Annotated in this window: 12 protein-coding genes and 1 tRNA gene; 11 read left to right on the top strand and 2 right to left on the bottom strand. The window is 61.0% G+C overall.

Annotation, left to right across the window (positions count from 1 at the left end):
* The first annotated feature begins 145 nt into the window (after window positions 1–145).
* From ybgF to serA, 8 genes are all read left to right on the top strand, one after another.
* On the top strand, window positions 146–1132 hold the full coding sequence (ybgF, locus tag AC25BC_RS17690; RefSeq protein ID WP_012758848.1) for a tol-pal system protein YbgF: 987 nt from the start codon (window positions 146–148) through the stop codon (window positions 1130–1132).
* 11 nt (window positions 1133–1143) lie between these two features.
* On the top strand, window positions 1144–2619 hold the full coding sequence (gene tilS / locus AC25BC_RS17685; protein WP_012758847.1) for a tRNA lysidine(34) synthetase TilS: 1476 nt from the start codon (window positions 1144–1146) through the stop codon (window positions 2617–2619).
* A 96-nt stretch (window positions 2620–2715) separates the two neighbouring features.
* On the top strand, window positions 2716–4647 hold the full coding sequence (ftsH, locus tag AC25BC_RS17680) for an ATP-dependent zinc metalloprotease FtsH (protein ID WP_041935570.1): 1932 nt from the start codon (window positions 2716–2718) through the stop codon (window positions 4645–4647).
* A 241-nt stretch (window positions 4648–4888) separates the two neighbouring features.
* Entirely contained in the window at window positions 4889–6241 is a 1353-nt protein-coding gene (gene glmM, locus AC25BC_RS17675; protein ID WP_003542705.1) for a phosphoglucosamine mutase, read from the top strand.
* Window positions 6242–6547: 306 nt separating this feature from the next.
* Window positions 6548–6787 (top strand): hypothetical protein, encoded by a 240-nt coding sequence (locus tag AC25BC_RS17670; RefSeq protein ID WP_012758845.1) that lies wholly within the window; start codon window positions 6548–6550, stop codon window positions 6785–6787.
* Window positions 6788–7080: 293 nt separating this feature from the next.
* Window positions 7081–7917, top strand: a complete 837-nt coding sequence (locus AC25BC_RS17665; RefSeq protein ID WP_012758844.1) for an outer membrane protein — start codon at window positions 7081–7083, stop codon at window positions 7915–7917.
* Window positions 7918–8105: 188 nt separating this feature from the next.
* Window positions 8106–9284, top strand: a complete 1179-nt coding sequence (locus AC25BC_RS17660) for a phosphoserine transaminase (RefSeq protein WP_012758843.1) — start codon at window positions 8106–8108, stop codon at window positions 9282–9284.
* 84 nt (window positions 9285–9368) lie between these two features.
* Window positions 9369–10964 (top strand): phosphoglycerate dehydrogenase, encoded by a 1596-nt coding sequence (gene serA, locus AC25BC_RS17655; protein WP_012758842.1) that lies wholly within the window; start codon window positions 9369–9371, stop codon window positions 10962–10964.
* Window positions 10965–11054: 90 nt separating this feature from the next.
* Here the strand turns inward: serA and AC25BC_RS17650 are convergent, their stop codons facing one another.
* Window positions 11055–11321, bottom strand: a complete 267-nt coding sequence (locus AC25BC_RS17650) for a hypothetical protein (RefSeq protein WP_011653392.1) — start codon at window positions 11319–11321, stop codon at window positions 11055–11057.
* A 164-nt stretch (window positions 11322–11485) separates the two neighbouring features.
* On the opposite strand from AC25BC_RS17650, the gene AC25BC_RS17645 reads away from it, so the two are divergent.
* From AC25BC_RS17645 to AC25BC_RS17635, 3 genes are all read left to right on the top strand, one after another.
* Window positions 11486–13639: a putative bifunctional diguanylate cyclase/phosphodiesterase gene (locus AC25BC_RS17645; protein ID WP_012758841.1), complete on the top strand. Its 2154-nt coding sequence runs from the start codon at window positions 11486–11488 to the stop codon at window positions 13637–13639.
* 448 nt (window positions 13640–14087) lie between these two features.
* On the top strand, window positions 14088–15287 hold the full coding sequence (gene mnmA, locus AC25BC_RS17640) for a tRNA 2-thiouridine(34) synthase MnmA (protein WP_041935691.1): 1200 nt from the start codon (window positions 14088–14090) through the stop codon (window positions 15285–15287).
* 136 nt (window positions 15288–15423) lie between these two features.
* Window positions 15424–15500 (top strand) — tRNA-Met (locus tag AC25BC_RS17635).
* Window positions 15501–15948: 448 nt separating this feature from the next.
* On the opposite strand, the gene AC25BC_RS17630 is transcribed toward AC25BC_RS17635, so the two are convergent.
* A complete protein-coding gene (locus tag AC25BC_RS17630) occupies window positions 15949–16779 on the bottom strand; it encodes a VCBS domain-containing protein (RefSeq protein WP_012758837.1) in 831 nt (276 codons plus the stop codon).
* Between the last annotated feature and the right edge of the window lie 82 nt (window positions 16780–16861).

Genomic DNA, 16861 nt, shown 5'->3' with positions numbered 1-16861 from the left:
CTTTTTCGAAAGGCGGTCCCGCGTGGGGCCGCCTTTTCTTTTTGACCACACTTTGGCCAGACTCCGTTGCTTTTTGAAAGCAATTGGAAAAATCTCCTGTTCGTGCCATCGAGGTGCGAAGAATCACTGGGACAGGACGATACATATGAAGAAATTTGTCGTGGCAGGCATGCTCTGCCTCGCGGCTGTGACCGGAAGCGAACGGGTGGCCTATTCGGCCTCCTTCTTCGGGCTACATCTCGGCGGCCGATCCGCGGAAAACCAGGCGGCGGCGCCCGTCATCAAGGTGCAGAGCGGCGATGCAGAGGTCCGCGTGCAGCAGCTCGAAGAGCAGTTGCGGCAGCTGAACGGCCGGATCGAAGAGATGAGCTTTCAGCTTCTGCAGATGCAGGAGACGATCCGCAAGCAGCAGGAAGACAATGAATTCCGCTTCCAGCAGCTCGAAAAGACCGGTGCCGGCGGCGGCGCCAAGGCCCCTGTCAAGAAGAGCGAGACCGATGCCGCTCCGGCAGCCTCCGGCGGCGACGATATCGCCAAGGTGATCCAAGCACCGCAGGGAGCCGAAACGGCTCCCTCCACCAGCGTGCCTGAGAATAGCGGTCTTGGCCAGCCGCCGAAGGAGCTCGGCTCGATCGATTTCGATCAGAACGGCAATCCGATCGGCGGAAGTGTCGACGAAAATGCCACGATCGGTTCCGGGCCGATCCCCGATGCCAACACCAAAACGCCGCAGCAGACCGCCTCGCTCGGCAGCGAGGCCGACCAGTACAAGGCCGCTTATGGCCACGTGCTATCCGGTGATTACAGCACGGCCGAGCAGGAATTCACGCAGTACATCACCCACTACCCGAGCAGCGCGCGGGCAGCGGACGCCAATTTCTGGCTCGGCGAAGCGCTCTATTCGCAGGGCAAGTACAATGAGGCGGCCAAGACCTTCCTCAATGCGCATCAGAAATACGGCACATCGGAAAAGGCGCCGGAAATGCTGTTGAAGCTCGGCATGTCGCTTGCCGCCCTCGACAATACCGAGACGGCCTGCGCGACGCTGCGCGAAGTGTCGAAGCGTTATCCGAAGGCCTCTCGCGCCGTCATAAGCAAGGTTGCGAGCGAACAGAAGCGCCTCGCCTGCTAAGGTCTTCCGGAATGTCTCCGGAAGCCGCATCGCCTCAACTGGCGATCCTCCAGTTTCTCACGTCGCTTCAAAGCCCCGCGCGCATTCTCGTCGCGATATCAGGCGGCAGCGATTCCACCGGCCTGCTTCTCCTCCTCGATGAAGCCGTGAAGGCCGCGCCCCATCTCAAGATTTCCCTTTACGCTGCAACCGTCGATCATGCGTTGCGCGCCGGTTCCGCAGACGAGGCGCGCGAAGTCGCAGCCCTCTGTGCATCGCTCGGTATTGCCCACACCATCATGATCTGGCAGGGCGACAAGCCGAAAACCGGCATCATGGCTGCGGCCCGCGAGGCACGTTATGGCTTGCTTGCCACCGCCGCCAAAGAGTTCAAAGCCGATCTCATCGTCACGGGGCATACGTTCGACGATCAGCGCGAAACGCTGCAGATGCGTGGGATGCGAACAGAGCAGGTTTCGACCGGTATTGCGGATGCGGTGCTCTTTGACCGGAGTTTCTGGATTTTACGGCCGCTTCTTTTTTCCACCCGGGCAGATATCCGCGCTTTCCTGAAAGAGCGGGGCGTGCCGTGGATCGACGATCCCAGCAACGAGGATACGACGTACGAGCGCGTGCGGATGCGCCGGCAGCTTTCGGTCGATGCAGGTGTCGAGAGGACTATCCAAGCGGCCTGCGAAGAGCGACCGGCTCTATCGTCAAAAGGAGCCGAATGGCTGGATCGTCATTTCCGGCTTCACGGCGGCCTGCTCGGGCAGGTGATGCCTGACGGGTTGAGGCAGGATCGGGCAGTTCTCAATTATGCACTCGGCCGTCTGGCAGCTGTTTTCGGTGGGCAGCCGTTTGCGCCGGGGAGGGTGCAAATGGAGCGTGTCCTCGCATTTGTCACCGGCAGTGAGCCCGGACGGATGACCGCTGGCAGGGTGGTGTTCGATCTCAGGCGTGACGGGCTTTATCTGGCGCGCGAGAGCCGGGGGATATTGCCTTTGCTATTGCAGCCGGGAGAGGCTGGGGTTTGGGACGGAAGGTTTTATGCGCGCAATGGTTTGTCCACATCGATAGCGGTCGAGGCCGCCACTCTATACGCCCCCTCATTCCTGTCCTCGGACTTGACCCGAGAGTTGTCAGAGGAATCCAGCGCGCCCAAGTCCTTGGGCGCGAACGACACTTCACGTTTTATTGAGTCAATCACCGCGCAGACGCGCGGTGGCTGGATTCCTGTGACAAGCACAGGAATGAGAGGGCGTATGCATCACCTTCCCAAGGCGGCATGGAAGCGCGCCGTCGCCTCCGCGCCAGTTTTATCTGCCGAAGGAAACCTTTTAACTGAGGAATGCGCCCGCATGGTCGAACTAACACCCTATTTCGCACCCTTCGACCGCTTTTTGACACGATTTGACTTCATCTTTGCCAACAGGCTTTCGGCGGTTTTCGCGACGGCGCCCTATGCGAGGCTGCCTTTAAGAAGTATTGACGGAAAAACCATCTGACCTGGGGTGTTGCCTTGGCAATCGCACGGCGCAACCCTATGTTAGATACGAATAAGACGGTCGCCATGAGGCGGCCGTTCCATGCTGGGGAGTTCAATGAACCCTAACTTACGTAATTTCGCCTTGTGGGCGATCATAGCGCTTCTGCTGATCGCCCTTTTCAGTATGTTTCAGACGGCGCCGGCGCAGACGGGCTCCCGCGAAATCCCTTATTCGCAGTTTCTGCGTGAGGTCGATGCGGGCCGCGTGAAGGATGTCGTGGTCACGGGCAACCGTCTCTCCGGAAGCTATGTTGAAAATGGCACCACCTTTCAGACCTATTCGCCTGTGATCGACGACAGTCTGCTCGATCGCCTGCAGTCGAAGAACGTCCTGGTTTCCGCCCGTCCTGAAACGGACGGCTCTTCGGGTTTCCTCAGCTATCTCGGCACGCTTTTGCCGATGCTTCTGATTCTCGGCGTCTGGCTGTTCTTCATGCGGCAGATGCAGGGCGGCTCACGCGGGGCGATGGGCTTCGGCAAGTCCAAGGCCAAGCTGCTCACCGAAGCGCATGGCCGCGTGACTTTCGAAGACGTTGCCGGTGTCGACGAGGCCAAGCAGGATCTCGAGGAAATCGTCGAATTCCTGCGTGATCCGCAGAAGTTCCAGCGTCTCGGTGGCAAGATCCCGCGCGGCGTGCTGCTCGTCGGTCCTCCGGGCACCGGCAAGACGCTGCTCGCCCGCTCGGTCGCCGGCGAAGCCAACGTGCCCTTCTTCACCATTTCGGGCTCCGACTTTGTCGAAATGTTCGTCGGCGTCGGCGCAAGCCGGGTGCGCGATATGTTCGAGCAGGCGAAGAAGAACGCGCCCTGCATCATCTTCATCGACGAAATCGATGCCGTCGGCCGCCATCGCGGCGCCGGTCTCGGCGGCGGCAATGACGAACGCGAGCAGACGCTGAACCAGTTGCTGGTCGAAATGGACGGCTTCGAGGCGAATGAAGGCGTGATCCTGATCGCCGCTACCAACCGTCCCGACGTTCTCGACCCGGCGCTGCTGCGTCCCGGCCGTTTCGACCGTCAGGTCGTGGTGCCGAACCCCGACATCGTCGGCCGCGAACGCATTCTCAAGGTGCATGCCCGCAACGTTCCGCTGGCGCCGAATGTCGATCTCAAGATCCTCGCCCGCGGTACGCCCGGTTTCTCCGGCGCCGACCTGATGAACCTCGTCAACGAAGCCGCCCTCATGGCGGCCCGCCGCAACAAGCGCGTCGTCACCATGCAGGAATTCGAGGACGCCAAGGACAAGATCATGATGGGCGCCGAGCGCCGTTCCTCGGCGATGACCGAGGCGGAAAAGAAGCTGACCGCTTACCATGAGGCCGGACACGCCATGACCGCGCTCAATGTGGCCGTCGCCGATCCGCTGCACAAGGCGACGATCATTCCGCGCGGCCGTGCGCTCGGCATGGTCATGCAGCTTCCCGAGGGCGACCGCTACTCGATGAGCTACAAGTGGATGGTCTCACGCCTCTGCATCATGATGGGCGGCCGCGTTGCCGAAGAGCTCACCTTCGGCAAGGAAAACATCACTTCGGGTGCCTCTTCCGACATCGAACAGGCCACGAAGCTTGCCCGCGCCATGGTCACGCAGTGGGGCTTTTCCGATCAGCTCGGTCAGGTCGCCTATGGCGAGAACCAGCAGGAAGTCTTCCTCGGCCACTCGGTTTCGCAGTCGAAGAATGTTTCGGAAGCAACCGCGCAGAAGATCGACAATGAAGTGCGCCGCCTGATCGACGAAGCCTATACGCAGGCCCGCACGATCCTGACGGAAAAGCACGACGAATTCGTCGCGCTTGCCGAAGGTCTGCTCGAATACGAGACACTGACCGGCGAAGAGATCAAGGCGCTGATCCGCGGCGAAAAGCCTTCCCGCGATCTCGGTGATGATTCGCCGCCAAGCCGCGGCTCAGCCGTTCCGAAGGCCGGCGCACGGCCTGCCACCAAGGGTGACGAGCCCGAAGGCGGCCTCGAACCGCAGCCGCATTGAACAGCGGCACTACCTTGAACAAGGCCGGATTTCCGAAGTGGGAGATCCGGCCTTTTCCATTGGTAACGGGATATAATCATTTTTCTTGCTAATTTACGTGCCGTTCGCCGCATTTTGTGGCATTCCGCTGAATTGAGGCAAGCATGAATCACGCTGCTGGATTGACGACATTCCACTGAAGCCGGATTCGCTTGGAACGGTGCGCTGCCTTGAATGGCGCGCGGAAAGCACAGGAGTGCAGATGAAAAGACGCTATTTCGGTACGGACGGCATTCGCGGCCAATCCAACGTCTTCCCGATGACGCCGGATCTCGCCATGCGGGTCGGCATTGCCGCCGGCACGATCTTCCGCCGCGGCAACCACCGCCACCGCGTCGTCATCGGCAAGGATACGCGCCTTTCCGGCTATATGCTGGAGAACGCCATGGTCGCCGGCTTCACGGCCGCAGGCCTCGATGCCTTTATTCTCGGCCCGATCCCGACACCAGCTGTTGCCATGCTGACACGCTCGCTGCGTGCCGATCTCGGCGTGATGATCTCCGCTTCGCACAATCCTTACGAGGATAACGGCATCAAGCTCTTCGGCCCTGACGGCTACAAGCTTTCAGACGACATCGAGGCCGAGATCGAGGATCTGCTCGAAAAGGACCTGAACGCGCAGCTTGCCAAATCCGACGATATCGGCCGCGCCAAGCGCGTCGACGGCGTGCATGACCGCTATATAGAACATGCCAAGCGCACGCTGCCGCGCGACGTGACGCTGCAGGGCCTGAGGATCGCCATCGATTGCGCCAATGGGGCTGCCTACAAGGTGGCACCGGCCGTGCTCTGGGAGCTCGGCGCCGAGGTCGTCACCATCGGCAACGAGCCGAACGGCACCAACATCAATCTCAATTGCGGTTCCACCAGCCCCGTCGCGTTGCAGAAGAAGGTCGACGAGGTGCGCGCCGATATCGGCATCGCCCTCGATGGCGATGCGGACCGCGTCATCATCGTCGACGAGAACGGCTCGATCGTCGACGGCGACCAGCTGATGGCCGTCATCGCCGAGAGCTGGGCCGAGAGCCAGCAGCTGCGCGGCAATGGTATCGTTGCGACCGTCATGTCCAATCTCGGCCTCGAGCGTTTCCTCGATGACAAGGGTCTCGGCCTTGCCCGGACTAAGGTCGGTGACCGCTACGTCGTCGAGCATATGCGCCAGCACAACTACAATGTCGGCGGCGAGCAGTCCGGCCACATCGTGCTTTCGGATTACGGCACGACCGGCGACGGTCTTGTCGCGGCGCTGCAGATCCTGGCCGCGGTCAAGCGCACCGGAAGAACTGTCAGCGAGGTCTGCCGCCGCTTCGAGCCGGTGCCGCAGCTGCTGCGCAATGTCCGCATCAGCGGTGGAAAGCCGCTGGAGGATATCCAGGTGCAGAAGGCGATCGCCGACGCCGAAGCTGAACTCGCCAGGAACGGCCGCCTCGTCATCCGCCCCTCGGGCACCGAGCCGCTGATCCGCGTCATGGCCGAGGGTGACGACCGAGCCCAGATCGAGCGCATCGTCAACGAACTGATCGGCACGATCTCGAACGTCCGGACCGCCGCCTGATTTTTTCGGGACGAAACGTCAAAAGCCGGTACGCAAGTGCCGGCTTTTCGTTATTGGCGCCTTCGGTTAGAAGATCCACTCCGGATCGACTTCCCGCCGGAACCGTTTCCGCCGTTTCGAAGACAAGAGGTCAGTGACTTGCCAGCTTGGCTTCCGGTAGGGAGCGAGCCTCGGCAGCCGCAGCATCTCGGCGCGCAGTGAGCACTGAGACGGCATCCACGGAAATTTGCCGATGCCTCGGTGACAGCGCTGTCAACCTCCACACGCGGATGCTACACGGCGGCGTTTGCATTCAAAGGAAATATCATGAAAAAATTGGTGCGCCTGCTGCTGACGATCGCTCTCGCATCCGTCGTCTTTACCGGTTTCCGCTGGTATCGCTACATTACGAATACCGACAGCCCTTACGATGAAGTCGGCATCACGCTCAACAATGCCATGCCAGGCCCGATCAATGCCTGGGGCTGCGCCAAGCTCAAAACGACCTTTGGCACTTCCTTGCCACCGTACGGCTGCGCCGCCGAAAACGCGACGCAATGGAAGTAACGGCAGGATTCGCCGAGTGAAGCCGACCGACTTGATGGCGAAGGAAACCGACTTGGCGATTTGACGGGGCGGGGTTGTTGGCGTTGCGGCTGGCGGTCTTCGGCAATTCCGGGGCTGCCAGCCTTTGGCCGAGCTTCACTATATCGAGGAACTTGCCGCCAATCTCTCTCTTAACGTTTCTTCCTATTTATAGTTAAGCAGCTTTTAACGTTTCCAATTCATTATCCATACGAAGCGTACCAGATTGGCGGCGATTGAGCCTGCCGACGCAACGAGATTTTGGAGTGGGATCCATGAAAAGAAGCTTGTCCGGCATCTTCGCCGCATTGTTGATCGCGACAAACGCCTATTCCGCGGACCTCGCCCCTGCCGAGCCTATCCCGGAGCAGCCGCCTGAGGTGACGGTCACCGAAGCGACCGGCTGGTACCTGCGCGGCGATGTCGGCTATGCCTTCACCGATCTGCGCGGCGCCCGCTATTTCCAGGGCAGCAACGCCACGGAAGTCGATTTCGACGACGCCGACCTGGACGACGCATGGACAGTCGGCGGCGGTGTCGGTTATCAGATCAACAGCTATCTGCGCACCGATCTGACCTTCGACTATCTTACCCAGGCGGATTTCAAGGGCTCGACAGTCGGGCAGTGCGGCTTCCCGCTGGTGGATTGCACCTCGAGCGACCGCTCCTCGCTGACCGCCTATACGCTGCTCGCCAACGCCTATGTCGATCTCGGCACCTACGGCTACGTCACGCCTTATGTCGGCGCCGGTATCGGCGGTTCCTACGTCAAGTGGAAGAACCTGCGCAACGTCGCCTGCGCCGATGACGGCAGCTTCTGCGACGACCAGGTCACCCATGGCGGCAAGGGCAACTGGCGCTTCACTTACGCCCTGATGGCCGGCGCCTCAATCGACGTGACCTGCAACATCAAGGCCGATGTCGGCTACCGCTACCTGCATATCGATGGCGGCAACATGTTCGGCTATGCCGAAAATGGCGGCCCGGGCCGCGACAAGGGTCTCACCGCCCACGAAGCCCGAGTCGGCGCCCGCTATCTCTTCGGCGGCTGCGCCCAGGCGAGCTACGAACCGCCGCCGGAAATCCCGCTGCAGCAGCCGATCTACAAGTAAGTCCGATCTCACTTACATCAGAAGCCGCCCTCCACAGGGCGGCTTTTCGTATTGCGGCCCTACCGCCCTGCGTCAAAATATGTTCCCCCCGCGACACTTCGATCTTGACTATGACGCGCCGGATCCATACACACGGCGGCGGGACACCCTTCCCCAACGAAGGGCTTTCTATCTGAGAGGATAGCATCATGGCGAAGACCGCAAAGCCGGACATCCGTCCGCACAATACCCATTTTTCTTCTGGCCCCTGCTCGAAGCGCCCCGGTTGGTCGCTCGAAGCCCTTTCCGACGCGGCCCTTGGCCGTTCGCACCGCGCGAAGGTCGGCAAGGCCAAGCTCAAGCAGGCCATCGACCTTACCCGTGAAATTCTCGAAGTGCCGGCGGATTACCGAATCGGCATCGTTCCGGCATCCGACACCGGCGCCGTCGAAATGGCGCTCTGGTCGCTGCTCGGCGAACGCGGCGTCGATATGCTCGCCTGGGAAAGCTTCGGCGCCGGCTGGGTCACCGATGTCGTCAAGCAGCTGAAGCTCAAGGATGTGCGCAAGCTCGAAGCCGGTTACGGCGAGCTTCCCGATCTCTCCGCCGTCGATTTCGACCGTGATGTCGTCTTCACCTGGAACGGCACCACCTCGGGCGTGCGCGTGCCGAACGCCGATTTCATCCCTGATAACCGCAAGGGCCTGACGATCTGCGACGCCACCTCGGCCGCTTTCGCACAGGAACTCGATTTCGCCAAGCTCGACGTCGTCACCTTCTCCTGGCAGAAGGTTCTGGGCGGCGAGGGTGCCCACGGTGTCATCATTCTTTCGCCGCGCGCCGTCGAGCGTCTGGTCACCTACACCCCGGCCTGGCCGCTGCCGAAGATCTTCCGCATGACCTCGGGCGGCAAGCTGACGGAAGGCATCTTCCAGGGCGAGACGATCAACACGCCGTCGATGCTCTGCGTCGAAGACTATATCGATGCGCTTGTCTGGGCCAAGCAACTCGGCGGCCTCAAGGGGCTGATCGCGCGTGCCGATGCCAATGCCAAGGTCATCCACGATTTCGTTGCGGCAAACGACTGGATCGCCAATCTCGCCGTCAAGGCGGAGACGGCCTCCAACACCTCCGTCTGCCTGAAGATCGTCGACAAGGACATCGCAGCGCTTGACGACGACGGCCAGGCGAATTTCGCCAAGGGTCTGGTCGGCCTGCTGGAAAAGGAAGGTGTCGCCTATGACGTCGGCCATTACCGCGACGCGCCATCCGGCCTGCGCATCTGGGCCGGCGCCACGATCGAGGCATCCGACATGCAGAAGCTGATGCCCTGGCTTTCCTGGGCCTTCGAAACGCAGAAGGCGCAGTTGACCCAGGCTGCTGCCTGAGGCGATCGCATCCGGCTCCGCCACAGGGCGGAGCCCAGCATTCCCGATTTTATTCATCGCTGAACACTTTTGAAGGAGGCCCTCATGGCACCTCGCGTTCTCGTATCCGACGAATTGTCGGAAACCGCCGTCCAGATTTTTCGCGACCGCGGCGTCGAAGTCGATTTCGAACCGCAGCTCGGCAAGGACAAAGACCGTCTGCTCGAAGTCATCGGCAAGTATGATGGCCTGGCCATCCGCTCCGCCACCAAGGTGACGGAAAAGATCATCGAGGGGGCGACGAACCTCAAGGTCGTCGGCCGTGCCGGCATAGGCGTCGACAATGTCGATATCCCGGCCGCCTCGCGCCGCGGCATCATCGTCATGAACACGCCCTTCGGCAACTCGATCACTACGGCCGAACACGCGATCGCGCTGATGTTCGCCGTCGCCCGCCAGCTACCGGCAGCCGATACCTCGACGCAGGCCGGCAAGTGGGAGAAGTCGAAGTTCATGGGTGTCGAGATCACGGGCAAGACGCTCGGCGTCATCGGCGCCGGCAATATCGGCTCGATCGTCTGCGCCCGCGCCATCGGCCTGAAGATGCACGTCGTCGCCTACGATCCGTTCCTCTCCAAGGAGCGCGCCGAGGAGATGGGCGTCACCAAGGTCGAGCTGGAAGAGCTTTTCGCCCGCGCCGACTTCATCACGCTGCATGTGCCGATGACCGACAAGACGCGGGGCATCCTCAACAAGGAAGCGCTGGCAAAGACCAAGCCCGGCGTGCGCATCATCAACTGCGCCCGCGGCGGCCTGGTCGATGAGGCAGCGCTTGCCGAAGCGATCAAGTCCGGCCATGTCGCGGGTGCCGCCTTCGACGTGTTCGAGGTCGAGCCCGCCAAGGAAAGCCCGCTCTTCGGCCTGCCGAACGTCGTCTGCACGCCGCATCTCGGCGCCTCGACGACCGAGGCGCAGGAGAACGTCGCTTTGCAGGTGGCCGAACAGATGGCGGATTACCTCGTCAATGGTGCGGTTTCCAACGCCATCAACATGCCGTCGATCACGGCTGAGGAAGCGCCGATCCTGAAGCCCTTCATCCGTCTTGCCGACGTTCTCGGCGCCTTCGTCGGCCAAGTCACCGAAGAGCCGATCAAGGAAATCGAAATCCTCTATGACGGCATCACCGCCAACATGAACACCCGGGCGCTGACGAGCGCCGCGCTCGCCGGCCTCATCCGCCCGCAGGTCGCCGACGTCAACATGGTTTCGGCGCCGATCATGATCAAGGAAAAGGGCATCGTGCTTTCCGAGGTCAAGCGCGACAAGACAGGCGTCTTCGACGGCTATATCAAGCTGACGGTGACCACCGAAAGCATGACACGCTCGGTCGCCGGCACGGTGTTTTCGGACGGCAAGCCGCGCTTCATCCAGATCAAGGGTATCAACCTTGATGCCGATGTCGGCTCGCACATGATCTACATCACCAATACCGATGTTCCCGGCATGATCGGCTTCATCGGCACGACGCTTGGTGCTGCCGGCGTCAACATCGCCAACTTCCAGCTCGGCCGTGACAAGCAGGGCGGCGACGCCATCGCGCTGCTCTATGTCGATGGTAAGGTTGATGACGCCGTGCTTGCTGAGTTGACCGCCCACCAGGCGGTTCGCCAGGCAAAGCCGCTGACCTTCAATATCGACTGAGTTTCCTTCTCTGGATCTCGATCAAGGAAGAACGAAAAACCCGGCGCGGGAAACGGCGCCGGGTTTTTTCCGTGTCAGGAACCAATGAATTTAATGGTGCCGTCGTTTCCGGCGGAGGATTTTGCCGAAACGGGCGACATCGTCTTCAGCCTTCGTGCGGTGAAGGAAGGCGAGCCTGCTGCCGTCGAGACCCTGGAAGAATTCGTCCCAGGAAATCTCTTCCTGCGTTTCAGAGGAAAAATCGACGCGGACGGTTTCGCTGTCCGGTGCGTTCTTGATCCGGGCGGGATGGCCGCCGCGCTCCTCGATCCAGTGTCTGATCCTGCTGTAATCCGTCGTCGTGCCGAACCTGCCCATGAAACCCTCCTCAGCAATTCGATTGCGACTTCGATGCCCAAGAACGTACGATCGAGCGAATTGTTCCATGGTGCCTCAAATATTTTATCGAGGACCGAGATCGCGATGGCAAACCGCCGCTTTTGCACATTCTGAAGGCGAAAGCCTAAAGTTTAACCCTGAGTATGATTCTGATTTTATTCAACTTTTCCCAGTATATCCCTGTCATCGGCATCAACCGCACGCGAATTTCCATGGCCCCCTTGCAGAAGACCGAGCAGACCGAAGCACCGAATGACGACTTCCGGTCATTGTTTGCAACGCATCCGTCGCCGATGTGGGTCTATGATCCGGTATCGCTGCGCTTTCTCATCGTCAACGAAGCGGCGGCAGCACTTTACGGCTATGGCGCGGACGAGTACCGGCGCATGACGGTTCTGGATATCCGCCCTGAGCATGAGCGGGAACGGATGAGTGACGCCGTCAGCGGCCGTACCGACATGGAAAAGGCGGAACGCTGGGTTCACCTCAAGGCAAGCGGCGAGACCTTCGAAGTGCTGACCTATGGCCGAGAAGTGCGTTTCGAGGGCCGGGCCGCAATCCTGGCGATCGTGCAGGATCGCAGCGAGGTCAACGCCGCCAGACGCCAGATGAGCGATACGCGCTCGCTTCTCGACAGCATCGTCGACAACCTGCCGGTCGGCGTCTTCGTCAAGGACATGGAAGCGGACGGGCTTTACGTTCTCTTCAACGAGGCCTGCGGCGACATCGTCGGCATGAGGGCGGAACACGTGGTCGGCCGAACCGATCGGTCGCTGTTTCCCCCCAGTCAGACAGACGCCTTTCGCGAGCAGGACCGCCGGGCCTTCGAAGCCAATGCGGCGATCAGCTTCGAGGAGACGATGCAGCGCGCCGATGGCGTGCCGCGCATCCTGCGCACCGTCAAACGCGCCCTGCCGACGCCGGAGGGCCATGCGCCGCGTTATCTGCTCGGCATCTCGCAGGACGTGACGGAGGAGCGCGCCGTCGAGGCAAAGCTTGCCCATCTCGCCACGCGTGATCCGCTCACCGGCCTGCCGAACCGGGCGGCATTTTCCGAACATATCAACCAGCGGGCGGTCGAAGCGACCGCCGACAGCGCGATCGCGCTGCTCTATATCGACGTCGATCACTTCAAGCATATCAACGACAGCAAGGGACATGCCGCCGGCGACGCGCTGCTTTGTCAGGTGTCGGAGCGGCTGCTTCAGCTGGCGGGGGAGGGTGATCTCGTCGCCCGCCTCGGCGGCGACGAATTCGCCGTCGTACTGGAGCTCGACGAACCGGAGCGGGCAGGGCGTTTTGCGCAGCGGCTGCTGCAAACTCTTAGCCATGCCTTCGATCTCGACGGTGCCCGGGAGCATGTCACCTGTAGCGTCGGCATTGCCTTGGCGCCCGACCATGCCGGCGACGCGGATGTGCTGATGCGGCATGCGGATCTGGCGCTCTATGCCGCCAAGGAGAGCGGACGCTCGATTTACCGTTTCTACGAGACGGAGATGCGGCTTGCCGCCCAACGCCGGCACGTCATGACCGCCGAGCTGTGGGAAGCGCTGGAGAAGCGCCAGTTCGAGCTGCACTATCAGCCGATCGTGCAGCTCGACAATGACGGCATCGGCGGCTTCGAGGCGTTGATCCGCTGGCGCCATCCCGAGCGCGGGCTGGTGGCGCCGATGGAATTCATTCCGCTCGCCGAGGAAACCGGCCTTATCGTGCCGATCGGCGACTGGGTGATCCGGGAAGCCTGCCGCGCGGCGGGCGGCTGGCCCGTGCATCTGAGGATCGCCGTCAATCTCTCCGTCAGCCAGTTTCGGCATGCGAGCCTGCTTTCGACAGTGGTCGCGGCGCTCGACGAGACGGGTCTCACTGCCGACCGCCTTGAAATCGAAATCACCGAGTCCGTATTCTTGACTGATGCCGACCAAAGCTTGCCGCGGCTCCGCGCATTGAAGGCGCTCGGCGTCCGCATCGCCATCGATGATTTCGGCACCGGTTATTCGTCGCTGAGTTATCTCAGGTCCTTCCCCTTCGACAAGATCAAGCTCGACCGCAGTTTCGTTTCGGGCATCGAGACTGATGCCGGCAATCTCGCCATCGTGCGCGCCGTCGTCGGCATCGGCTCCGGCTTTAACGCGACGACGCTGGCCGAAGGGATCGAGACGGAAGAGCAGTTGCAGAAGCTGCGCGCGGAGGGCTTCAGTGAGGTGCAGGGTTATCTGCTCGGCCGGCCGATGCCGCAGCACGAGGCGGAGGCGCTGATCGACGGCCGTGCGCTGAAGGCCGCTTCGTCTCGCAGATAGAAGCGCTTAAGCGACAGCTGGGAGTGGCGTCCGAGGAAAGGCATGCCGCCGGATGCCATCAAGCATTCGTCATTTTGAGAAAGGCGGGCGAAGCCGCATAATTGTCGTGGGCTGGAAAGGAGGATGTTTTATGAAACGCTTTTCATTCTCGATGATCGGACTGGCGCTCGTAACCGCCATCATCGCCAATCCGGGCATTGCATTCGCCTGCAACAAGCTGATCGGCACCTGAGCCGCACCCCCGCTCGAGGGCGCGGCCTCGGCTGCGCCTTCTCTTCACGCGGGAATGCGAAATATTGCTGCCTGAATGCTGCCCCTTGCGCCCAAGGGCAATCCTTTCTATATCGGTGCCTCATCGAGAGACGGCGGCCGATCCCGCCGGAGATCAGCAATCCGCCGCAATTGCAGCGCAAGGGCGGATCGTGACCGCGCAGAATTGGCACCATCGTTGAACACACTGGATTTTGACAAGAAGCCGGAAGAGACCCGCGTCGTCGTCGCCATGTCGGGCGGCGTCGATTCATCCGTCGTCGCCGGCCTTCTCAAACAGCAGGGTTATGATGTGCTCGGCATTACGCTGCAGCTTTACGATCATGGCGCCGCCGTTCACCGTGCCGGCTCCTGCTGCGCCGGCCAGGATATCGACGATGCGCGCCGCGTCTGTGAAACGCTCGGCATCCCGCATTACGTGCTCGATTACGAAAAGCGTTTCCGCGAGACGGTGATCAACCCCTTCGCCGAAAGCTATGTGGCGGGCGAAACGCCGATCCCTTGCGTTTCCTGCAACCAGACCGTCAAATTCGCCGATCTTCTGGCGACCGCCAAGGAGCTTGGCGCCGATGCGCTGGCGACCGGCCACTATATCCGCTCGGGACGGAATCCTTCGCCGGACAATCCCGGCCGCCGCGCGCTTTTTCGCCCGGCCGATGCCGACCGCGACCAGAGCTATTTCCTCTTTGCCACGACACAGGAACAGATCGATTATCTCCGCTTTCCTCTGGGCGGTCTGCCGAAGGCCGAGACCCGCAGGCTCGCCGAAGAGATGGGCCTCGTCGTTGCCAAGAAGGCCGACAGCCAGGACATCTGCTTCGTGCCGCAGGGCAAATATTCCGACGTCATCACCAAGCTGAAGCCGAATGCGGCGCTTGCCGGTGAGATCGTCCATCTCGATGGCCGCGTGCTCGGTAGCCATGAAGGCATCCTGCACTTTACGATTGGCCAGCGTCGCGGCATCGGCATCGCCACCGGCGAGCCGCTCTACGTCGTCTTTCTCGACGCCCGCTCGCGCCGCGTCATCGTCGGGCCGAAAGAGGCGCTGGAAACGCACCGCGTCTACCTGCGTGATGTCAACTGGCTGGGCGACGAGACGCTTGCGGAAGCCGCCGCCGGCAAGGGCTTTGCCTGCTACGCCAAGGTCCGCTCGACACGGGCGCCGGCGCCCGCCGTCCTGCATATTGATGCAATAGGCACCTATGTCGACCTGACGGTCGGCGAGGCGGGTATCGCGCCCGGCCAGGCCTGCGCGCTTTATTCGGCGCCCGGCGACAACGCCCGCGTCTTCGGCGGCGGTTTCATCGAACGCTCCGAGCGTGAACCTTCGGCGGAAGCCTGCCTGAAGGCCCTTTTGGCCAGCCCCGTCGCCGCCTGAAACCCATAGGTAACGACGGCCGGCAAAGCCCACCGTTTTTCTCGATTCATGCGCTTGACACAAAGCCGAAGCGCACCTTATAAGCCGCTCATCCCACGAACCGGCATCGCTTCGCGAGCGGGTATCGTTGACCAGTGGCGGAGTAGCTCAGTAGGTCAGAGCAGAGGAATCATAATCCTTGTGTCGGGGGTTCAAATCCCTCCTCCGCTACCATCTTCTCATTGCAGAATTGGCGATTTTTCCGGCTCGATTTTGAGCTGGTCCCGACGACCGTGATAGCACATTGGTGGCAGCGCCAAACGTCGCGGCGAGGGGACAAAACCAGTTCGTCCCTGATCTGCGGCATTTCCGCCAACGCCGAGGACAGGCCTATCTGTAGAGCGTCAGGAGCAACAGAGGCATCTTCGTCGCCCAAAGGTGGGATGCGACAGCGATAATAATAGCCCATACGGCGAGCGAGAACATGACCGCCGCTAACCTCATCCCGACTGGCTGCATCATTTCCTCCATCCCAGCATAACCGTGCCTCCTCGCACGATCCAATGCTAGCAAGATCCAGGCCCGTCAGCTATCGCAAGAAATTGGTACCCAGATAGGCGCCGCAGAGCGCAGTCGGTGAAGGCGCACAGATTTCGGTGATGCGGCGCCCTTTCCCCATCCATCAAACGATGAAATGAAAGTTGTCGTATTGCGCGCCGTAATAATCCGGGCCGCTCGTTTCGTTGATGACGGGTTCGGTGTCGAGCACGAGAGAGTCGATTTCGCCGTAGGCGCTGAGATCGATCACTTGCGGGTCATGAATGCTGTCGGCGGTGACGTTGACCGTGACCAAGAATACGGTATCGCCGTCCAGCTTACCTTCGATCGTCAGAACGTTGTCATAGTCCGATGTGCCGTTTGCGACACTGAATTGCTCGATCTGAAAGTTGCCGCCATCGGCGGCTTGGATGGGTGTCCAGAACACGCCTCCTCCCAGATAGTGGTTGCCATCCGCTTCCTCCCGCACAGAAGCGTCGTCACCATCGTACCAGGCGCCCCAATCGAAGCCTTTGTAACCAGTTGGGAAGTCACTTTGGCCAACATCCTCGAAGTTGGCGAACACATCGTCGCGTTCCGGCAGATCTATTGCGATACTGAACGCGCCGACGTCGGTGGCGCCTTTGCCGTCTGATATCTTGAAGGTGAATTTTTCGACCAGCTCATCTCCCGGTCCGAGCGCTGCGACCACCGGGTTGGAGTGATCGAGCGCGTAGGTGTAGCTGCCGTCGGAGTAAACGGTGAGCGTACCATACTCTCCTTCGATCGTCGTGCTTGTGGCCGGGGATCCATTGGCCGGTTGCGGAATGCGCTGTCCATTCACGAAATTGAGGCGTACTGCATCTCCGTCGATATCGGTGGAACTGGTATTTTCGAGGATGTCACCGCTAATCGGGTCGTTGATATCGAAAACAGGCAAGTATACGTCACCTGCGACCGGCTTGTGGTTTGCCATTTCTACCTCCCGTGTGATGTTCAATTCGACTATGCAACCCTATCGGGTATCTGGCAACCGAAATTGATGCAGCGGTAGAGCA

Source organism: Rhizobium sp. WSM409 (genome assembly GCF_057653825.1).
Note: the sequence above shows the minus strand (reverse complement) of the source record. Positions and strands in the feature narration are given on the sequence as shown.